Here is a 20,424-nt window from a genome sequence, read left to right as displayed (position 1 = left end):
TGGGCCTATGCCTACAACTGTTCACGAATTCGCCTGGCCTGATCGGGTCGTCGTCGGCACCATCGGGGTACCAGGGGAGCGCACGTTCTACCTGCAGGTGCGCACGGGGAAGCAGATCGTGAGTATCGCGCTCGAGAAGCAGCAGTCGGCCCAGCTCGCAGAGAAGATCGACGAGATCCTCGACGAACTCGGCACCCTCGAGGGCAACCCCTTCAGCATCCCCACGAGCACTCCGGTCGAACTCGTCGACAACGAGGAGCTGGAGGCCGTCGAGGAGCAGTTCCGTACCGGCACGATGAGCCTGGGGTGGGACCCGACGACGGCGCAGGTCGTCATCGAGGCCTACCCGCTCATCGAGATCGAGGACGACACCGAGGAACCGCTTCTCGACGAGGACGCCGGGGCGTCCGAGATGCTGCTCGTCCGCATGCCGGTCGGCACCGCCCGCGCGTTCGCCAAGCGCACCCTCGAGGTCGTGGGCGCCGGGCGCCCCACGTGCTCGCTCTGCGGCTACCCGATCGACGCCGACGGGCACACCTGCACGCTGCCCGAGGTCTGATGCCGGGGCCAGACCTGGTGACCGCGGAACTGACGCTCACCGGCCGCATCACCACGGCGTCCAACGCCACCTTCCTGGGCAGCATCGGCGACGCGGCGGTCGTGTACAAGCCGATCCGGGGCGAGAAGCCGCTGTGGGATTTCCCCGACGGCTTTCTGGCCCACCGGGAGGTGGCCGCCTACCTGGTCTCGGAAGTCCTGGGCTGGAACGTCGTGCCGCGTACCTGGCTGCGCGATGGTCCGTTCGGCGGGGGCATGGTGCAGCTCTGGCAGCAGACGGACCCCGACCAGGACGCGGTGGATCTGATGCCGGCGGACGAGGTGCCGGCGACAGGCTGGAAGCACGTCCTCGACGGGCAGGACGAAGAAGGGCGGATCGTCGCTCTCATCCACGAGGACACACCCGCGCTGAGGCGCCTGGCGGTGTTCGACGTCGTCGTCAACAACGCCGACCGCAAGGGCGACCACATCCTCGAGATGGCGGACGGACACCGGCACGGCGTGGACCACGGGCTCACCTTCCACAGCGATCACAAGCTGCGCACGGTGCTGTGGGGGTGGATCGGGGAAACGCTGACAGCCGAGGAGATCGACGGCGTCGACCGTGTCCGGGAAGGGCTGAAGGGCGAGCTGGGCCGGAACCTGGCGGAGTTGCTCACTGCCGAGGAAGTCTCTTCGCTCGCCGCACGCTGTGCCGCTCTGCGCGCGACCGGGCGGTTTCCGGGCCCCCGAGGTGAGATGCCGGCGGTGCCCTGGCCGTTGTTCTAGGCCGCTGCGCATACGGTCCCGGTCAGCAGGTCACGGGCGTGCCCTGAACCGGCGCGTCACGCTTCGAAGCGCACGTTCGGAGGCGTGGACCTGTCCGACCGTGCGCCCCCGAAGAAATGCTGGCGGGTCCGACGAAGTACTCAGCCTCGGCGTACGCCGCCGGCATCACGTCCGCCTTCCCTGACCCGACGCTCCGGCCGATGCTTGCAGCGATCGGCTGCATTGATCTCTGTGAGAGAGCGCTCTCTTGACCTTTGTGACCTGCAGCACATACAGTGATGCGACATCCCAGAGAGCGCTCTCACGCAGCAGGTGTCGATCGCTCGAACACACACAAAGGAGTGATCGTGGAATTCTCGCGACTCAGGAAAATCACCGCCCTCGCCGGTGTCGCATCCCTGGCCATCGTGGCCTCGGGCTGCAGCGGAGGAGGGAACGACGAGCCGGCCAGTGCCGACAATCCCGTCAATCTGACCGTCACCACGTTCGGACAGTTCGGCTACGACGATCTGTACGCCGAGTACGAGGAGCAGAACCCGGGCGTGACCATCGAGGCGACGAACATCGATGGAAGCGCCAACGCCCGCGTCGATGCGTTCACCAAGCTCGCGGCCGGTTCCGGCCTGAGTGACGTCGTCGCCGTCGAGGAGGGCTGGCTCGGCCAGATCATGGAGGTGTCCGACCAGTTCGTGGACCTCAACGATCACGGCGCAGCGGACATCAAGGACAACTGGGTCGACTGGAAGTTCGAGCAGGGCACCGACCCCGACGGTCGCGTCATCGGTTACGGTACCGACATCGGACCACAGGCCCTGTGCTTCAACCAGGAGCTCTTCGAGGCCGCGGGCCTACCCACCGACCGCGAGGAAGTCGCCGAACTCTTCGGCGGCGACAATGCCACGTGGGAGACCTACTTCGACCTGGGCCGCCAGTACAACGAGACCACCGGCAAGGCCTGGTACGACCAGTCCGCTTTCGTCTGGAACTCGATGGTCAACCAGATGGACGAGGGCTACTACACCGCCGACGGCGAGCTGAACATCGAGGGCAACGAGGCCATGCGCGCCCAGTTCGACCTCCTCGCCGCGGGCACCGCCGACGGCCTGTCCGCCAACCAGAAGCAGTTCGACTGGGGCAAGGGCAAGGCGTTCGTCGATGGGTCCTTCGCCGTCCACGTCTGCCCGGCCTGGATGCTCGGGACCATCAAGGAACAGCTGGAATCCGCCGGCGGCGGCGCCGAGAGCGGGTGGGACGTCGCCGATGTCTTCCCCGGTGGTAGCTCCAACTGGGGAGGAGCCTTCCTCTCCGTTCCCGAGAGTTCCGAACACCCCGCCGAGGCCGCGAAGCTCGCCGCATGGCTGACGGACCCCGAACAGATGGTCAAGCAGTCCGCAGCCGCGAACAACTTCCCCAGCACGCTGGACGCCCAGGCGGAGATCGTCGAAGCAGCCGTACCGAACGAGCTCTTCAACGACGCTCCGTACGGTGAGATCTTCGCATCGCGTGCCGAAGGCGTCGTGGCCCAGTTCAAGGGCCCGGACGACTCCGTGATCCAGGAGAACGTCTTCGCGCCCGCGCTGAAGATCCTGGACAACGGCACGGGTACGGCCGATGAGGCCTGGAACGAAGCCATCACGCTTCTCAACGACCTCGTCGTGAACAACTAGCAGCACCGGCCGCGGGGCCTCCGGCACCTCCGGAGGCCCCCATGGAGTCTGGAACCCTCATGACCACGACACTGAACCGCCCGGCAGCCAGCAGTCCTGCCCCTGCGAAACCGACCCTCACCTTCCGTCAGCGACTGAACGTCCTCGACATGAAGGGCTCGCCCTACCTGTACATCGCCCCGTTCTTCATCCTCTTCGCCCTGGTGGGCCTGTTCCCGCTCGGCTATACCTTCTTCGTCTCGCTCTTCGACTGGCACCTGCTCAAGGGACAGGGCGAGTTCGTGGGCCTGCGGAACTTCCAGGAAGTCCTCCAGGACCGCTTCTTCTGGAACTCGCTGTTCAACACGATGAGCATCTTCCTGCTCTCGACCATCCCGCAGCTGATCGTCGCTACCGCCATCGCGGCCGTGCTGGACCAGAACCTCCGGGGCAAGACGTTCTGGCGCATGAGCATCCTGCTCCCCTACATCGTGACGCCCGTCGCCGTCGCCCTGATCTTCGCGAACATGTTCGGCGAGCAGTACGGGCTGATCAACAACATCCTGGCGAGCTTCGGGATCGAGCGGATCCTGTGGACGAACGAGACGCTGCCCAGCCACATCGCGATCGCCACCATGGTGAACTGGCGCTGGACCGGCTACAACGCCCTGATCCTGCTGGCAGCCATGCAGGCGGTGCCCCGCGACATCTACGAGTCCGCTGCGATCGACGGTGCCGGAGCCTTCCGCCGCTTCTTCAGCATCACGCTGCCGAGCATCCGGCCCACCATGATCTTCGTGGTGATCACCGCCACCATCGGCGGGCTGCAGATCTTCACCGAGCCCCGCCTCTTCGATCCGCGGACGGCAGGCGGAACCGGACGCCAGTTCCAGACCACCGTGCTCTACCTCTGGGACATGGCCTTCCAGCGGTCGAACTTCGGCAAGGCGGCCACCATCGCGTGGCTCCTGTTCCTCATCATCATCCTGTTCGGCATCGTGAACTACCTGATCTCACGGAGGATCGCCACCACCGGCGACGGACGTGGCCCAGGCAGCGGTGCCAGAAGACGCCGCCGCGGGGAATCCGCAGCTCCCGCCGTCGTGCTCCCCGCCGTCGGACCGCAGCCGCCGGCACCCGCTGCCGACCCGGCACCCGAATCCGCCGGATCGGCCGGCACCCCTGCAAGGACGAACCCGAGGAGAGCGCGATGACCGCCGTCGACACCAGGCCGCGCACGGAAGCGAGCACGCCGGGCGGCCGAGCACGCGCCCTGCACCGGGGCCTGTTCGGCAACGGACGCCGCCCCGGGTTCCTCACCTACGGGCTGCTGTTCGCCTTCTTCCTGGCTTCGGCGTACCCGCTCTGGTGGTCCGTGATCATCGGCAGCCGGTCCAACGAGGCACTCGGTCAGACCTGGCCTCCGCTGTTCCCGGGAGGAAACTTCTGGACCAACGTCGGCGAGGTCTTCGACACCATCCCGTTCTGGCTCGCGCTCGGCAACAGTGTGCTGATCTCGGGGATCATCACGGTGTCGGTCGTCGGCTTCTCCACGCTGGCCGGTTATTCCTTCGCGAAGCTCCGCTTCCGCGGCCGGAACGGCCTCATGGTCGCCGTCGTCGCCACCATGGCCATCCCGACCCAGCTCGGCATCATCCCGCTGTTCATGCTCATGCGCACGCTGGGCTGGACCGGCGAGATCGGCGCCGTCGTCATCCCCACGCTCGTCACGGCATTCGGAGTCTTCTTCATGCGCCAGTACCTCGTGGATGTCATCCCCGACGAGCTCATCGAATCCGCCCGCATGGACGGCGCCTCCATGATCTCCACGTTCTGGCACGTGGCACTCCCCGCGGCCAGGCCGGCAATGGCGATCCTGGGCCTGTTCACCTTCATGACGGCCTGGACGGACTTCCTCTGGCCCCTGCTGGTGCTCGACGCCGGCAACCCCACCCTGCAGACGGCGCTCAGCCAGCTGCAGTCGGCCCGCTACGTGGACTACTCGATCGTCCTCGCCGGTGCCGTCATCGCAACCCTCCCGCTGCTGGTGCTGTTCGTCGTGGCGGGCCGTCAACTCATATCCGGAATCATGCAAGGAGCAGTGAAGGGCTAATGCCACTCGACGCGACACACCACCGGTCCACCCCTCCCACCTCGAGGACCTGGCCCGAGGGCTTCCTCTGGGGCTCGGCCACGGCCGCAGCGCAGGTCGAGGGCGCCAGCCATGAGGGCGGCAAGGAGGACTCCGTCTGGGATGCCTTCGCCCGGATTCCCGGCGCCGTCGCCAACGACGAAACCCTCGAGGACGCGGTGCAGCACTACCACCGCATGCCCGAGGACGTCGCGATCATGAAGGAGCTGGGCCTCGGTTCCTACCGGTTCTCGACCAGCTGGGCCCGCGTCCGACCGGGTGACCGGGCATCGAACAGTGAGGGCCTGGACTTCTACTCCCGCCTCGTCGACGAGCTGCTCGGTGCGGGGATCCTGCCCTGGTTGACCCTCTACCACTGGGACCTGCCGCAGGCACTCGAGGAGAAGGGCGGCTGGGCGAACCGCGACACCGCCTACCGTTTCGTCGACTACGCGAACGACGTCTACTCCGCGCTCGGCGACCGCGTGCAGCACTGGACCACGTTCAACGAACCGTTCTGCTCCTCACTGCTCGGCTATGCCGCCGGCGTGCACGCACCCGGCCGGCAGGAGCCGCGCGCCGCCGTCGCAGCAATCCACCACCAGCACCTCGCCCACGGCCTGGTCGTCAACGAACTACGCGGGCGGGGGGCGCAGGAACTGGGGATCACGCTGAACCTCAGCAACTCCATCCCGCGGGATCCGTCGGACCCGGTCGACCTCGACGCCGCACGTCGCTTCGACTCCCTGCAGAACAGGATCTTCCTCGACCCGATCCTCCGGGGCGCCTACCCGGAGGACACCCTCGACGACCTCGAGCAGTTCGGGATCCGGGACGTCATCCAACCCGGCGACCTGGACATCATCGGCGCACCGATCGACTTTCTCGGCGTCAACCACTACCACGACGACCTCATCAGCGGTCACCCGACCACAGAGCACGGAGACGGCCACTCGGGCGGGGCGACACGGCCGACGTCATCCTGCTGGATCGGTTCGGAGGACATCTCCTTCCCGAGCCGTGGCCTGCCACGCACCGCCATGAACTGGGAGGTCAATCCTGACGGGCTACGGAAGCTTCTCGTACGCCTCGGCGAGGAATACCCGACCCTCCCGCCGCTGTACATCACGGAGAACGGCGCGGCATACGACGACGTCGTAAGCCCCGACGGAGCAGTCCACGACGCCGAGCGGACCCGGTTCGTCCTGGATCACATCACAGCCGTCGGGGAAGCACTCGACCAGGGCGCCGACGTGCGCGGCTACTTCGTCTGGTCGCTGCTCGACAACTTCGAGTGGTCCTGGGGTTACGGGAAGCGTTTCGGGGTGATCCGGGTGGACTACGACACCTTCGAGCGGACCGTGAAGGACAGCGGCCTGGCGTACGCGCGGGTGATCGCCGCGGCGAAGCGCACCGACCTCGCGCCCGCGAACGCCTAAAGTAACCCTCACGGCATACTTTTCGACGTTCCGGAGATGATGATGGTGCAGGACGCAGCGGGGGCCCGGCCGGTAGCCACCCTTGAAATGGTGGCAGCCCTGGCCGGGGTCTCGCGGGCGACCGTGTCCCGTGTCGTCAATGACAGCCCGAGTGTGGATCCGGAGCTGGCGCAGTCCGTGAAGAAAGCGATCCTGGCCCTCGACTACACCCCGAACCGGGCGGCGCGCTCACTTGCAAAGCGCCGAGCCAACGCCGTCACACTGATCGTCCCCGAGTCGACGTCGAAGGTTTTCGCGGATCCCTTCTTCGCGTCAGTGGTGCAGGGCATCGCCCTGTACCTGGCCGACACGGACTACACGCTGAACATGGTCATCTCCTCGGAGTCGAAGCCGGAGAAAACCCGCAGCTTCCTGCTGGGTGGCAACGTCGACGGGGTCCTGGTGGTATCCCACCACAGTGGGGACCACTCCTGGACGCATCTGTCCGGTCTGCTCCCCATGGTGTTCGCCGGACGGCCGCTGATCGGGGGCATGGAGAGTTACTACGTGGAAGTCGACAACGAACAGGCGGCCTATAACGCCACACGGCAACTGACCGACAGCGGCCGGAAGCACGTGGCGACAGTTGCCGGCCCGCAGGACATGCCACCGGGCCTGGACCGGCTCGCCGGCTGGCGGACAGCAGTGCGGGAGGCCGGTCTCGGGGACAGCCTCGTGGAGGTCGGCGACTTCACCCTCGCCTCCGGTGCCCGAGCAATGCAGCGACTGCTGGACCGCGGCGTGCCCGTCGACGCCGTCTTCGCAGGCAACGATCAGATGGCGGCAGGCGCCTACACCGTGATCCAGAGCAGGGGCCTGCGCATCCCGGAGGACATTGCCGTCGTCGGCTTCGACGACGATTCCTTCGCGACCTCCGTGACCCCCGCCTTGACCACGGTGCACCACCCGATCGTCGAACTCGGCAAGAAAATGGCGGAAACCCTGGTCAACCTCATCGAGGGCAAGCCCACAGAACGCGTGACCAGGATGCCCACCTCGCTCGTCATCCGCGACTCCGTCTAGCCCTTCTCGGACGTCTCTCCCGACCCGTCCTGCGCATCACGCGTGGCGTTCCTCGGCGCCCCGCGCCCGCTTCTCTTCCTTCACCGTGCTCATGAAAGGCATTCCGATGCTTCCTGCTCCTGTCAGCACCATCGCCCCTTCCCTTGCGACCGGCCATCCCATCCGGTGGGGTGTCATCGCCACCGGGTCCATCGCCGCACGCGTGGTGCAGGACCTCGCACTTCTCGAGGACGCCGTCCTTCATGCCGTCAGCTCCCGCACCGAAGCCTCCGCCCGCGCCTTCGCCCTCACGTTCGGGTTCTCGAGGGCCTATTCGGACACCGGTGAGACCCTCGGCTACGAACGCCTCCTCGCCGACCCTGCCGTCGACGTCGTCTACATCGCCACTCCCCACGCACAGCACCACACCATCGCCCTGGCAGCACTCACCGCAGGAAAGCACGTCCTGTGCGAGAAACCCATCACCATGGATGCAACACAGGCTCGTGAACTCGCCGACCTTGCCCGAAGCAGAGGGCTCTTCCTCATGGAAGCGGTCTGGACACGATTCCTGCCGAGCTTTCGGCGGGCGGTCAAGATCCTGAGGTCGGGCGAGATCGGACGGCCCCGGTGGCTTCAGGCCGACCTCGGGTTCGCCCCCGTCTTCGACCCCGCATCACGGACGTGGGACCCGGCCGCCGGCGGCGGTGCGCTTCTGGATCTCGCGGTGTACCCGCTGACCTGGGCACTCGGAGCCCTCGGCGAGCCTCGCAGCATTCTGGCCACCGGTGCCCTGACGACCGAAGGCATCGACCTGCAGAACGCCCTCACCCTCACCTATGACGACGGTTCGCATGCACAGCTCATCACATCCATCGGCGCCCAATGCCCGAGCGTCGTCACGGTGGGAGGCACGGAGGGCTGGCTGCGGTCCTCGGCTCCGCTCTTCAACCCCGACGAGCTCATCATCCAGCCCCGCCGGGGCACCCTGAGAACGGAGCGTTTCGAGGTCTTCGGTAACGGATTCAGCTACGAACTGCGCGAAGTCACGCGATGCCTGCAGGCCGAGCTGACCGAGAGCCCGTATATGACGACGGCGGAATCCGTCGCCATGATGGAGCTGCTCGATGAGGCGCGCGCTCAGATGAGCCTGCGCTATGCCAGTGATCCGGAACCGGTTCCGGTGCTCTCCTAGTCGAGCCGCGCGGTTGCAGCGAGAGGCGCGGGGTCCTTCGCGGGTCCCGCGCCTCTGCATACCTGGGGTCTGCTACCGCCAGTTCGGGCTCATTCCCGCCAGTACCACAAGCAACTGGACTCAGGCATCGCGGACATCTCCAACCTCGGCGGGAAGTACGCGAGGGCAACCACCGCCGCACTCTTCCTCGCCGATTTCGTGCGCAATACCCCTGGGCTCACCTGGACATTGCCTGCACCATGCAGACGGACACCGACGACGTCTGGCGATCGAAAGGCGCCACCGGTTTCGGCACCCGGATCCTGATTGAACTCGCCCGCATCTTCACCCCGATCCAAGACGCACCCGATCGCTATCGTTAGGTCAACTTACATTGACGACGCGAGCCGCTACCAGAGTGCTACTGCGTGGCAGTGCGCTGGGGGTCCGCGCCTGAACTCCTCCGTTGACTGCAGCATCGTGGCGCAAATCAGTGTTGTGGGGTGTATCCGAGATGCCTCAGTCGCCAGTGCGCCTCAAAAGGTCCCTACGACACGAAAACTGAGACACTCTATAGCGAGACGGCTTTCCGAGACAGAGCGTGCCCCGAGATTCCGTGGATATTTTCTGGCTCCGAAGGTGCAACCCGTGTGTCTTAGAAAACTGTAGTTTTAGGAGACACGGCTGAAGAGCGGCGGATCGAAGCTGGCGTTTCACTTGTGGACCCGTACACCCATTTTCATCGTCCCGGGTAAACGTCCCTCCCCCGGTATGACGGGGCTAACCAACCTTCGAGGTCCCAGCAGGTACGGAGGACAACCGCCTTACGGGCAGTCTTCCTAGCCCCTCGGGCAGGCCTCAACTTATCGTCGCAACGACAACAGACGGATCAGAGTTTCGGCGTGCGGTCCTCACGGCTCCAATACCGGCGATCACGACGCATGCGATTCCCACGAGCTGTATGGCGGTGAGAGCTTGATGCAACACGATGAATCCGGCCAGGGCCGCAACGGCTGGCGCCAGCGAAAGCAGCACTGCGAACGTCTCCGTTGTGATCCTGCGCAGGGCGGTTTGTTCCAGCGCATATGGGATGGCGGTCGAGAGCAGCGCTACGCCGAGGCCAACAGCGAGGACTGCTGGATCGAGCAGCCTGGGGCCTGCGGTGAACGCTGCAACCGGTGTCGTGAGAAGCGCGCCGATCGCGAGAGCGATCGCCAGTCCGCTGACTCCGTCGAAATGTGTTCCGGAGGATCGAGACAGGAGGATGTACGCCGCCCACATCACGGCAGCCAATAAGGCGAAAAGCACTCCCAGAGGGTCTAACTCGGTCGCGCCGCCGCCCAGCAGCGCGACACCGGCCGCGGCGATCCCGGCCCACAACAAACTCAGCCATCGCCGGCCTGCTAGCACGCTCAGAACCAGCGGCCCCAGCACCTCGATCGTGACCGCAGTGCCAAGATGCAGCCTCTCTAACGCCAGGTAAAAAAAGGTGTTCATAGCCGCGAGCACAAACCCGAAAGCGACAACCGATTGCCAAGCGTGCCGGGTACGACCCCGTAATGACGGGCGAGTCACAGCGAGCAGAACAACCGCCGAGAAACACAAGCGCAGCGCCACCATACCCACCGGTCCCGCCGCGGGGAACAGCTGCACCGCAACTGACGCCCCAACTTCCTGACAGATAAGAGCGAGAAGCACCAACGACGGCCCCACAGAGGCGGAACGGGTATCGGTTGACATAGTCACAGCGTCTCGAATGATCTCGGACAGGAGAAATGCCAATCTTCCGGGTCTATACCCTGAGAACATGACTGCGGACGTTCGCCACCTGAGGATGCTGATCGCTATCGCGGAACTAGGAACAATCACCCGCGCGGCGGAAGCTCAGCACATCACGCAACCCGCAGCCAGCCGGCTCCTTCAACAGCTAGAGAAGCACCTGGGGGTGCAGCTCGTGGAACGGTCGACACGGCATCTCCGACTAACCCCAGCGGGAAAGGAATTCCTCCCCCGCGCGCGGCGCGCTGTGCAGCTACTCGACGACACGCTTGACCCCTCCACTCGAGAAACAGGCCCTCTCCGAGTGGGGTACGCCTGGAGCGTCCTTGGAAGCGCCACCCCACAGGTCCTTGCGACCTGGCAGCAGCGGAACCCCGGCAAAGTACTCGAGCTTCATCGAATCGATCAACGCCTAGCCGGGCTCCCCAACGGTTCCGTCGATGCTGCCATCGTGCGGGACGTCGGCGACACTGAACCCGGACTGCACCGAGCCCTCGTTCAACGAGAGCCGCGACTAGTCGCACTACACAAAGACCATCACCTCGCGAACCGAAGGTCACTCAACCTCAGCCTTCTCACCACAGAAACGGTGGTCATCAATACGGTGTCCGGAACGACCACGCCGACTCTCTGGGCGAATTTCGCCCACCAACCGCAGACAATCGATGTTACGAACACGGACGACTGGTTGATGGCCATAGCATCCCGCAAAGGCATCGGAGTGACAGGTATCGCCACTCAAGACTTCTACTCCGCGCCGGATGTCATGTTCCTCCCCCTCGAGGACGCGCCTCCCATCACCGTTGAACTACTCTGGAGGGAACCAGCCCATCCCGACGTCGACGGCTTCATCAGCGCAATTCGCGACACACTTAACTCGACCTCGTAGGCGAATGATCTACTCCAACGGGCCAATGAGGATCCCCTGCGTGCTCTCGATCTGAGCGTTCGTAGCTCCGAAGTCTCCATCGTGAGCGCATATCCGAGCAGGTGTATGTGCGAGATGTAACGCGGCTCATCGAGCTCGTCGTCGAATCGATGCTCAGCGAGACAGAGCCACGGACTCTGATCTCAGCGCATGTAGCAGCAGAACTCGACCAGCACCGGATCGATGTAGCGGTAAAGGGTCGCGAGCGATACCCCAGATCATCGAATGTCTCGCGCCGGCAGGCAAGACAGACCTGCTGTGCCGCGTCGTCGCCCGGGACCCCGATGACCTGTACCGCGTCTTTGAAGAGATCCGGCTCTATCCAGGGATTGTGCGCACCAGAACCAGCATGTTCCTTCGTCAGCCCATCCCCTACGGGATGAGTCAGCTACTGACCATCATCACCGATTGAGCCCCAGGAGTTTCCCACACAGCAATGGACGTCTCGTGTTTGCCGCTATCGCTGATGGTGATTACAGAGCTGCTCTGGTCTCCACCTTGCAGGACCGACCGCTTTTTATCGCTTTAGGAGAGGAATCCGTGATCGAAAGCAGTTCGGTCACTTTCCTGGCCGTCGACACGATCGCCTCGGCAAGCTTGTCTGCGGATACTTCGTCAATCCGATAGCGGGCGATGGTGATGGTGATGGAGCCTCCGATGAGTCCGTTGATGAAGAAGGGTGCCGCTACCCCGTAAGCTTCGGGAATTCGTTCCCCGTCACCTGCAGCCCAGCCGCGGGTGCGGATGATACCCAGTTCTCGGGTAAGTATTTTAGGGTCGGTGATGGTGCGTTCCGTGAAGGATTTGAGCGCACCCGGACGCAGTTGCTCCGGCAGGTGAGCGAGGATGGCTTTGCCCGCTGCTCCTGCATGCAGGGGTATTTGGGAGTCGAGCTCGAGGACGTACTGGATGGTGCGGACGGCCGAATAGGTAGAGGCAAAGTGGGCGTTCTGGGTTTCGTGGTCGTAGATCGCCAGCCCTACGGTCTCTCCGGTGTCGGCGGAAAGTGCCTGCAAATCCTCGTCGATCAAGTTCTGAAGACTCGTGCTGCATCCTAGGGCGGCCGCCCAGCGCAGGAGAGTGGGTCCGGCGGAAAAGCTGCTGGTTTGGCTACTGGTCATGAGACCTGCCTCGCATGCCGCATCGATCAGCCTCCGTGTTGCGACCGATCTGGTTCCCATGACAGTGGTGAGGTACTGCATGTTCAGTTCCTCGGCCGGGTTGGCACATAGAGCAGTCAGAAGGCGCGAAATACGTTGGATCAGGGTCGTCGACGGGTTTGGGGTCTGCACCGAAGGGTCTGCGACCGGATATTGGGCGTCCAAGTTCGCTTCCAGTTCGGCTGCGGCCCGATTGAGGAGCCGAGCTACCGAAACGATGTCGGATTCGCGGAACTCATTGCGTGGGCGAGACACGGAGATTGATCCGGTCACGCTCTTCGTGATGGTTAGGGGCACTGCGATGCCGGCGGCGTCGGGGATGTGCTGCCCGATGCTGACGACGGCGTTGAGGTCGGCGTACCTGTCGAGGACCTCCTGAATCCCGTTGACGTCCGTACGCGAGTCCGCCGTGAACGTTTTCAGATGCTTGGACAGACCTGCTGTTCCTCGGCGGGAAAGGATCGCCAGGCCCAGCGCTCCTGCATGCGTGGGCAGCGTTGTTCCTGCTGGCAGGGTGTAGCGCACCGGCGACGTCGGTTCTTTGGACACCAGGACGAAGCATTCCTCCGGCTTGGGCGACTCGACGGCAAGGACGGCGGTCGCTCCTGTGGTCGCACTGAGGTGCGAAAGGATCCGTCCGCCAGCGACGAACAGCGGGTGATTCTCCTGAATCGTGGTCGCCAGGACTTTCAGTCGCGGCCCGATCACATAGGCGCCGCTGACATCCCGGGACGCCAGGCGCTCCTCGACGAGCCGGGACAGAAGGCGATTGACCGTGCTTCGATTCGCGCCGAGGTGATCGGCGAGTTCCCTGACACCCCATCCGTAGTTCCGACGACCGATAAGCGCCTCGACGATCGAGAAGATTTCCGCGGCGCCATCGCGATGAGTTCCCTGATCCGCTTGCTCCACCGTCGCAGTATCTCACGCCGATCTTCCGCCCTGACTGACCACGAGGTCCCTGATCGACGTTGCTTCGCCGCACGTGATTGACAGTGAGCTAGAGCACATGCATCCTTGAACAACACCAGAAGTGAGACGGTGTCCCATTTTTCTAAGACAGAGAGGTCTTCGAATGACTGCTCCCACGGTCACGGTCGACGACGCAGCAACCCGGCGGACGAAAGCCAAGAAAGCAACCGGTGTCGCTGCTTTCGGAACATTTATCGAGTACTACGACTTCAGCGTGTATGGGTACGTCGCAGCGACCCTCGGCTTGGTCTTCTTCCCCAGCGATGACCCGGTCACATCACTGCTGAGCACCCTGCTGGTCTTCGGCTCCGCGTTCATCGTCCGCCCGCTGGGCGCGATCTTCTTCGGCCGTCTCGGCGACAAGCGCGGCCGCCGGGTGAGCCTGATCGCGAGCATCACGCTCATGGGCGCTGCCGCGACACTGACCGGACTCCTGCCAGGCTTCGCGCAGATCGGCGTCCTCGCCCCCATCCTGCTGGTGGTGCTAAGGATGCTGCAGGGCTTCTCCACCGGTGGTGAGATCGGCGGCGCCGCTTCCTACATCCGTGAATGGGCCAGCCCGGAGCGCCGCTCACTCTACGTCTCCTTCATTCCCAGCATCGCCCAGCTCGGCAAGGGCCTGGCAGCAGGCCTGGCCGCACTGGCCGCAGCAGCGATGCCCGCCGATGTCCTTGAGTCCTGGGGCTGGCGCATCCCGTTCCTTCTCGCCCTGCCGCTGGGCATCCTTTGCCTGATCATGCGGCTGAGGGTCGAAGACAGCCCGGAGTTCCGGGAGATCCAGAGCCAGAACGCGGTCACGAAGACCCCGTTCAAGGAAGTACTGAGCCAGTACCCGAAGGCCCTGACCAAAGTCACAACCATCGCCCTGGTCCAGAACATCGGCACCTACATCGGCACCGTGTTCGTCGCCGTGTACTTCAGCGAGATCCTCGGCTTCACCAAGGGTGAAGCGTCGACGATCGTCCTTCTGGCTGTCCTCTTCGCCGCCTTCGTGATCCCCGTCGCCGGGCAACTCGGTGGGCGCATCGGCAGCCGCAAGGTCCTGCTGTGGTCCTACATCGCCTACATTCTGGTCACACTGCCCTCGTTCCTGCTGATGAACCAGAACTCCTTCGGGCTGGCACTGCTGGGCCTTGGCATCGGCATCATCCCCTACGCCCTCTGCCAGGCAGGCACCTACGGGTCCATGCTCGAGTTCTACCCCACCCGTGTCCGCCACACCGGCGTCGCCTTCGGGCACAGCGTCGGAGCAGTCATCGGCGGTGGCGCAGGCCCCTACCTGGCCACCTACCTCATCGACGCCACGGGCAACAACTTCGTCCCCGCCTACATGCTCGTCGGCGCCGGAATCCTCGGACTCCTCGTCGTCGGCCTCACGGTCAAGCCGAACTCCGACCTGTCCTCCCACCTCTACCGCTAGGACACCCTCCCCGTGACGGTCATCTACGTATCAGACACCATCCACTCCGACGTCCTTACGGAAGTTCAGGCATCGGCCACCGTCCACCTCGGCTACGGACCCACCAAGGTCAACTACCTGGACGTCAGCGACACCGTGGACGGTGTGATCCTCCGCGCGGAAACGTTCTCCCGCGAGCTCATCGAAGCTTCTCCCCGCTTACGGATCATCGCCCGGCACGGTGTGGGCACCGACAACGTCGATCTGCAGGCAGCCTCCGACCAGGGAGTGTGGGTGACCACCACCCCGGGTGCCAACGGGAACGCTGTCGCCGAACACGTCTTCGCACTCTTGCTGACGACGGCACGCAAGCTCCTGCTCGCCCACGACAACATTCGTCATGGCAAGTGGAGCGAAGGCAAAGCGGACCTTATCGGTTTCGAGCTCTCCGGGAAGACCCTCGGTCTGGTCGGGTTCGGAGCCATCGGACGGCGCGTGGCAACCATCGCCCGAGGGTTCGGCATGGACGTCCTCGTCAGCGATCCCTATGCCGCTGAACACGACGTGCTCGACGCGGGTGCGACACCGGTCGACCTCGAGGAACTGCTCGAGGCATCCGACATCGTCAGCATCCACGCTCCCCTGCTGCCCTCGACCCGGCACATGATCGGCGCACAGGAACTGGCATCGATGAAAAGCTCGGCGGTCATCATCAACACCTCCCGCGGGGGACTCATCGACGAGAGCGCGCTGCGCGTCGCCCTCACGTCCGGAGCCCTGGCAGGAGCGGCGCTGGACGTCCTTGAAGGCGAAAGCACGGACATGAAAGACCCGCTCAGCCACAGCACCATGACGACCGAACCGGTGCCCGGGCTGATCATCACACCCCACATCGCAGGACAGAGCACCGAGGCATTCCTGGAGGCCGGGCGCTCGGCATGGACCGCGGTCCAAAAAGTGCTCGCCGGTGGAGAACCACTTCACCCGGTGAATGCCGAACAAATCCGCCGCGTACCCGCCTGACCCAAGCTCCCCCCTATAAAAGGACTTCATCGTGTACATCAACGCACCAGCAGACAACATCGCCGTCCACCCCCAATGGCCACGCCCCGCGCAGGACCTGGTGCGCGACCTCGCAGCCTACCCGGCAGCCCTCATCGGCGACGTGCGCAACCGCATGGACATGATGAGCGCCGACATCCGCTGCCTCACACCAGGCATCAGACTCGGTGGCGCGATCTTCCCCGTCCAGGTCTGGGAAGGCGACAACCTCGCCATCCACCGCGGACTCGATGAAGCCCAGCCAGGTGACGTGCTCGTCATCAGCGGCAACGGGGTCACCAACCGCTCGGTCTTCGGCGGGATCCTCGCAGAGATCTGCCTCAGCAAAGGCATCCGTGGTGTCATCATCGACGGCGCGGTCCGCGACGTCGAGGAAATGAACGACATGGGTATCGCCGTCTTCGCCCGCGCCGTCGTACCGGCCGGACCTTCCAAGAACGGGCCCGGCACCGTCGGAAAGCCCGTCGCCTGCGGCAACGTCGTCTGCAACCCAGGAGACGTCGTCGTCGGTGACAACGACGGCATCGTCGTCGTCGCCCAGTCAGAGATCGCAGAAACACTGCACAAACTGCCGGCCCAGGAAGAGATCGAGCGGAACATCCGCGACCGCGTGAAAGCAGCCGCGCTCTAAGCCCCACCCACCGCCGCCGTTCCAACCACTCCCCCCGCGCACCTCCCTGCCAGCACCATCAGCAGGGAGGTGCACGTTCGCACCATCACTTGTGAAGGACACCGATGTTTTCGAAGATTCTGGTAGCCAATCGCGGCGAGATCGCCATCCGGGCCTTCCGCGCCGGCCACGAAATGGGAGCTAAAACCGTCGCGGTCTTCCCCTACGAGGACCGCGGATCCATCCACCGTCAGAAGGCCGACGAGGCGTACCTGATCGGTGAGGAAGGGCATCCTGTTCGGGCGTACCTCGACATCGAGGAGATCATCCGCGTGGCGCGGGAATCCGGCTGTGACGCGATCTATCCGGGGTACGGGTTCCTGTCCGAGAACCCCGGGCTCGCCCGGGCAGCGGCGGAGGCGGGCATCACCTTCGTGGGGCCGCCGGCCGATGTCCTGGAGCTCGCGGGTAACAAGGTCAAGGCCCTCGACGCCGCGCGTGCGGCGGGCATCCCCGTGCTCGCCTCCTCCCGTCCGAGCGCCAACGTCGACGAACTGACCGCCGCAGCCGAGAAGATCGGGTTCCCGATCTTCGCGAAGGCCGTGGCCGGTGGCGGCGGCCGGGGGATGCGCCGGGTGGACACCCGCGAAGCGCTGCCGGATGCGCTGGAAGCGGCGATGCGCGAGGCGGAATCCGCGTTCGGGGATCCGACGATGTTCCTGGAACAGGCTGTCCTGCGTCCCCGGCACATCGAGGTGCAGATCCTCGCGGACGCCGAGGGGAATGTGATGCATCTGTTCGAGCGGGACTGCTCGCTGCAGCGCCGGCACCAGAAGGTCATCGAGATCGCCCCGGCCCCCAACCTCGACGAGGGGATCCGGCAGGCCCTGCACCGTGATGCCGTGAAGTTCGCGACGGCCCTGGGGTACGTCAACGCGGGCACGGTGGAATTCCTGGTCGACACGGTCGGGGAGCGGGCGGGCCAGCACGTGTTCATCGAGATGAACCCGCGGATCCAGGTCGAGCACACGGTGACCGAGGAGGTCACCGACGTCGACCTCGTGCAGGCGCAGCTGCGCATCGCCGCTGGGGAGTCCCTGGCCGATCTGGGGTTGAGCCAGGACACAGTGTACGTGCGGGGTGCAGCCCTGCAGTCGCGGATCACCACGGAGGACCCCGCCAACGGATTCCGGCCTGACGTCGGACGGATCTCGGCGTACCGGTCCGCGGGTGGGGCGGGCGTGAGGCTCGACGGCGGCACCGTGTATGCGGGTGCGGAGATCAGCCCGCACTTCGACTCGATGCTCGTGAAGCTGACGTGCCGGGGCCGTGACTACCCGTCCGCGGTGACGCGTGCGCGCCGGGCCCTGGCGGAGTTCCGGGTGCGCGGCGTGTCGACGAACATCAGCTTCCTGCAGGCTGTCCTGGATGATCCGGACTTCATCGCGGGGAATGTGGCGACGTCCTTTATCGACGAACGCCCCGAGCTTCTCACCGCGCGCGTGCCGGCCGATCGGGGCACGAAGCTGCTGACCTGGCTCGCCGACGTCACCGTCAACCAACCCAACGGGGCGCGCCCCGCGCACCTGGACCCACGGGAAAAACTCCCCGCCCTGCCGGAGGAGTCCGGCGACAAGCCGTTGCCTGCGGGCAGCCGTCAGAAGCTCCTGGAACTCGGTCCGGAGGGTTTCGCGCGTCACCTGCGGGAGCAGACCGCCGTCGCGGTCACGGACACGACGTTCCGGGACGCGCACCAGTCTCTGCTGGCGACCCGGGTGCGGACCCGCGATCTTGCCGCGGCCGGTGCGAGTGTCTCTGCCCTGACTCCCGGCCTGCTGTCGGTGGAGGCCTGGGGTGGTGCGACCTACGACGTCGCGCTGCGGTTCCTGGGTGAGGACCCGTGGGAACGGCTCGACGTGCTGCGGCGGGAGATGCCGAACATCTGCCTGCAGATGCTGCTACGCGGCCGGAACACCGTCGGCTACACCCCGTACCCAGAGGCGGTCACGACCGCATTCGTCAAGGAAGCCGCCTCCTCGGGGATCGACATCTTCCGGATCTTCGACGCCCTCAACGACGTGTCGCAGATGGAGCCGGCCATCCGGGCGGTCCGGGCCACAGGGACCGCCGTCGCAGAGGTAGCGCTGTGTTACACCGCGGACATGCTGGATCCTGCCGAGAAGCTCTACACCCTGGACTACTACCTGGATCTTGCCCAGCGGATCGTCGACGCCGGCGCGCACATCCTGGCCATCAAGGACATGGCGGGCCTGCTCCGGCCGGCCGCCGCCGCGCGCCTGGTCACAGCCCTGCGGGAACGCTTCGACCTGCCGGTGCACCTGCACACCCATGACACCGCCGGCGGGCAGCTCGCCACCCTGCTGGCCGCCGCCGACGCCGGCGTCGACGCCGTCGACGTCGCCAGCGCCCCCTTGGCCGGAACGACCAGCCAGCCCTCCGCGTCGGCTCTTGTCGCCGCCCTGGCCCACACACCCCGGGACACAGGCCTAGACCTGGATGCCGTGTGCGCGCTCGAACCCTACTGGGAGGCTGTGCGGCGCATGTATGCCCCATTCGAGTCCGGCCTGCCGGGCCCTACGGGCCGGGTGTATCGGCACGAGATCCCGGGAGGTCAGCTCTCCAACCTCAAGCAGCAGGCCATCGCCCTGGGGCTGGGCGAACGGTTCGAGGCCATCGAGGACATGTATACCGCGGCCGACCGGATCCTGGGACGGCTCGTGAAAGTCACACCGTCCTCGAAGGTCGTGGGGGATCTTGCCCTGGCCCTCGTGGGCGCCAATGCCGATCCGAAAGAGTTCGAGGACAACCCGCAGGACTACGACATCCCCGACTCGGTCATCGGGTTCCTCAACGGGGACCTCGGGAACCCGCCCGGTGGCTGGCCCGAGCCCTTCCGCACCAAAGCCCTCCAGGGCAGGGAACTCAAACCCCGCACCGCCGAACTGTCTACCGATGACGAGAAGAAGCTCGCAGGAACACCGAAGGAGCGCAGGACGGCACTGAACACCCTGCTGTTCGCAGGACCCACCAAGGATTTCCAGGGTATCCGCGACACCTACGGCGACGTCTCCGTCCTGGGGACCGCGGACTACCTCTACGGACTGCAGCCGAACACCGAGCACGTCATGGAACTCGAAAAAGGCGTCCGGCTCATCGCGACCCTCGAAGCCGTCGGGGAACCCGACGAGAAGGGAATGCGGACCGTGATGTGCACCCTCAACGGGCAAATGAGACCCGTGAGCGTGCGCGACCGCAGCGTCGACAGCGACGTCAAGGCCGCCGAAAAAGCAGACCCGGGAACCCCCGGCCACATCGCTGCTTCGTTCGCCGGCTCCGTGACCATCACCCACACCGAAGGGGCCACCGTCGCCGCCGGAGACACGGTCGCCACCATCGAAGCGATGAAAATGGAAGCCAACATCACCACACCCATCGCCGGGATCATCCAACGCGTCGCCTTCACCGGCACCGCACCAGCCCAGGGCGGAGACCTCCTCCTCGTCATCACCCCCGTGTGACGGCGGCTGATTGAAAACCTGGAAAGGCAGCACGCGATCATGGCACAACCCCTCCGCCGGCGAGTAAGACCGTACATCTCTTCCTTCCCATCCAATCTTTCCGCCCCTACCGGGCGGAGAGATTGGTCAGGATTACATCCCCGCGATCGGGTCACTGTGCAGGAGGGCAAAGAGCTGCCCTATGAAGCTTCGGTTGACGTCCTCACCGAGGACGCCAC

At 65.0% G+C, this 20,424-nt stretch carries 16 protein-coding genes and 2 pseudogenes; 16 read left to right on the top strand and 2 right to left on the bottom strand.

Annotated features, from left to right (window positions below):
- The first annotated feature begins 7 nt into the window (after positions 1-7).
- The 10 genes and pseudogenes from CXQ97_RS08270 (at position 8) to CXQ97_RS20295 (ending at position 9,140) form a co-directional block, all read left to right on the top strand.
- Positions 8-559 (top strand): DUF3090 domain-containing protein, encoded by a 552-nt coding sequence (locus CXQ97_RS08270; RefSeq protein ID WP_104180395.1) that lies wholly within the window; start codon positions 8-10, stop codon positions 557-559.
- On the top strand, positions 559-1,326 hold the full coding sequence (locus CXQ97_RS08265; protein ID WP_104180394.1) for an SCO1664 family protein: 768 nt from the start codon (positions 559-561) through the stop codon (positions 1,324-1,326). Before CXQ97_RS08270 ends, CXQ97_RS08265 begins: the two co-directional genes overlap by 1 nt.
- 347 nt (positions 1,327-1,673) lie before the next feature.
- On the top strand, positions 1,674-2,993 hold the full coding sequence (locus tag CXQ97_RS08260) for an ABC transporter substrate-binding protein (RefSeq protein WP_104180393.1): 1,320 nt from the start codon (positions 1,674-1,676) through the stop codon (positions 2,991-2,993).
- A gap of 59 nt (positions 2,994-3,052) precedes the next feature.
- Positions 3,053-4,186: a carbohydrate ABC transporter permease gene (locus CXQ97_RS08255; protein ID WP_104180392.1), complete on the top strand. Its 1,134-nt coding sequence runs from the start codon at positions 3,053-3,055 to the stop codon at positions 4,184-4,186.
- Positions 4,183-5,085 (top strand): carbohydrate ABC transporter permease, encoded by a 903-nt coding sequence (locus tag CXQ97_RS08250; RefSeq protein WP_104180391.1) that lies wholly within the window; start codon positions 4,183-4,185, stop codon positions 5,083-5,085. Before CXQ97_RS08255 ends, CXQ97_RS08250 begins: the two co-directional genes overlap by 4 nt.
- The gene (locus CXQ97_RS08245) at positions 5,085-6,542 is read left to right on the top strand and encodes a GH1 family beta-glucosidase (protein ID WP_104180390.1); all 1,458 of its coding nucleotides are present in this window, start codon (positions 5,085-5,087) and stop codon (positions 6,540-6,542) included. The genes CXQ97_RS08250 and CXQ97_RS08245 overlap by 1 nt, the downstream gene beginning before the upstream one ends.
- A gap of 42 nt (positions 6,543-6,584) precedes the next feature.
- Entirely contained in the window at positions 6,585-7,604 is a 1,020-nt protein-coding gene (locus CXQ97_RS08240; RefSeq protein ID WP_104180389.1) for a LacI family DNA-binding transcriptional regulator, read from the top strand.
- Between the two features lie 106 nt (positions 7,605-7,710).
- A complete protein-coding gene (locus tag CXQ97_RS08235) occupies positions 7,711-8,778 on the top strand; it encodes a Gfo/Idh/MocA family protein (RefSeq protein WP_104180388.1) in 1,068 nt (355 codons plus the stop codon).
- Positions 8,779-8,832: 54 nt separating this feature from the next.
- Positions 8,833-8,937: pseudogene (locus CXQ97_RS20545) on the top strand (hypothetical protein); the annotation flags it as partial.
- 80 nt (positions 8,938-9,017) lie between these two features.
- Positions 9,018-9,140, top strand: coding sequence for a hypothetical protein (locus tag CXQ97_RS20295; protein WP_258062430.1), 123 nt, complete (start codon positions 9,018-9,020; stop codon positions 9,138-9,140).
- A 475-nt stretch (positions 9,141-9,615) separates the two neighbouring features.
- Here the strand turns inward: CXQ97_RS20295 and CXQ97_RS08230 are convergent, their stop codons facing one another.
- On the bottom strand, positions 9,616-10,254 hold the full coding sequence (locus CXQ97_RS08230; protein WP_306739636.1) for a DMT family transporter: 639 nt from the start codon (positions 10,252-10,254) through the stop codon (positions 9,616-9,618).
- A gap of 310 nt (positions 10,255-10,564) precedes the next feature.
- Between CXQ97_RS08230 and CXQ97_RS08225 the strand changes: the two genes are divergently transcribed.
- Positions 10,565-11,425, top strand: a complete 861-nt coding sequence (locus CXQ97_RS08225; protein WP_104180387.1) for a LysR family transcriptional regulator — start codon at positions 10,565-10,567, stop codon at positions 11,423-11,425.
- A gap of 179 nt (positions 11,426-11,604) precedes the next feature.
- Positions 11,605-11,876: pseudogene (locus tag CXQ97_RS08220) on the top strand (Lrp/AsnC family transcriptional regulator); the annotation flags it as partial.
- 61 nt (positions 11,877-11,937) lie between these two features.
- Here CXQ97_RS08220 and CXQ97_RS08215 read toward each other — a convergent pair.
- Complete coding sequence (locus tag CXQ97_RS08215; RefSeq protein ID WP_104180386.1) at positions 11,938-13,536, bottom strand: IclR family transcriptional regulator; 1,599 nt, start codon at positions 13,534-13,536, stop codon at positions 11,938-11,940.
- Between the two features lie 163 nt (positions 13,537-13,699).
- Between CXQ97_RS08215 and CXQ97_RS08210 the strand changes: the two genes are divergently transcribed.
- From CXQ97_RS08210 to CXQ97_RS08195, 4 genes are all read left to right on the top strand, one after another.
- The gene (locus CXQ97_RS08210) at positions 13,700-15,016 is read left to right on the top strand and encodes an MFS transporter (protein ID WP_104180385.1); all 1,317 of its coding nucleotides are present in this window, start codon (positions 13,700-13,702) and stop codon (positions 15,014-15,016) included.
- Between the two features lie 12 nt (positions 15,017-15,028).
- Complete coding sequence (locus CXQ97_RS08205) at positions 15,029-16,018, top strand: hydroxyacid dehydrogenase (protein WP_104180384.1); 990 nt, start codon at positions 15,029-15,031, stop codon at positions 16,016-16,018.
- A 31-nt stretch (positions 16,019-16,049) separates the two neighbouring features.
- Positions 16,050-16,688 carry an RraA family protein gene (locus CXQ97_RS08200; protein ID WP_104180383.1) on the top strand — a complete coding sequence of 213 codons (639 nt, stop codon included), beginning with the start codon at positions 16,050-16,052 and terminating at the stop codon, positions 16,686-16,688.
- A gap of 104 nt (positions 16,689-16,792) precedes the next feature.
- The gene (locus CXQ97_RS08195; RefSeq protein ID WP_104180382.1) at positions 16,793-20,206 is read left to right on the top strand and encodes a pyruvate carboxylase; all 3,414 of its coding nucleotides are present in this window, start codon (positions 16,793-16,795) and stop codon (positions 20,204-20,206) included.
- Positions 20,207-20,424: the final 218 nt, after the last annotated feature.

Origin of the sequence: Arthrobacter sp. B0490 (genome assembly GCF_002929355.1) — a bacterium.
Classification (GTDB): domain Bacteria; phylum Actinomycetota; class Actinomycetes; order Actinomycetales; family Micrococcaceae; genus Arthrobacter_D.
Note: the sequence above shows the minus strand (reverse complement) of the source record. Positions and strands in the feature narration are given on the sequence as shown.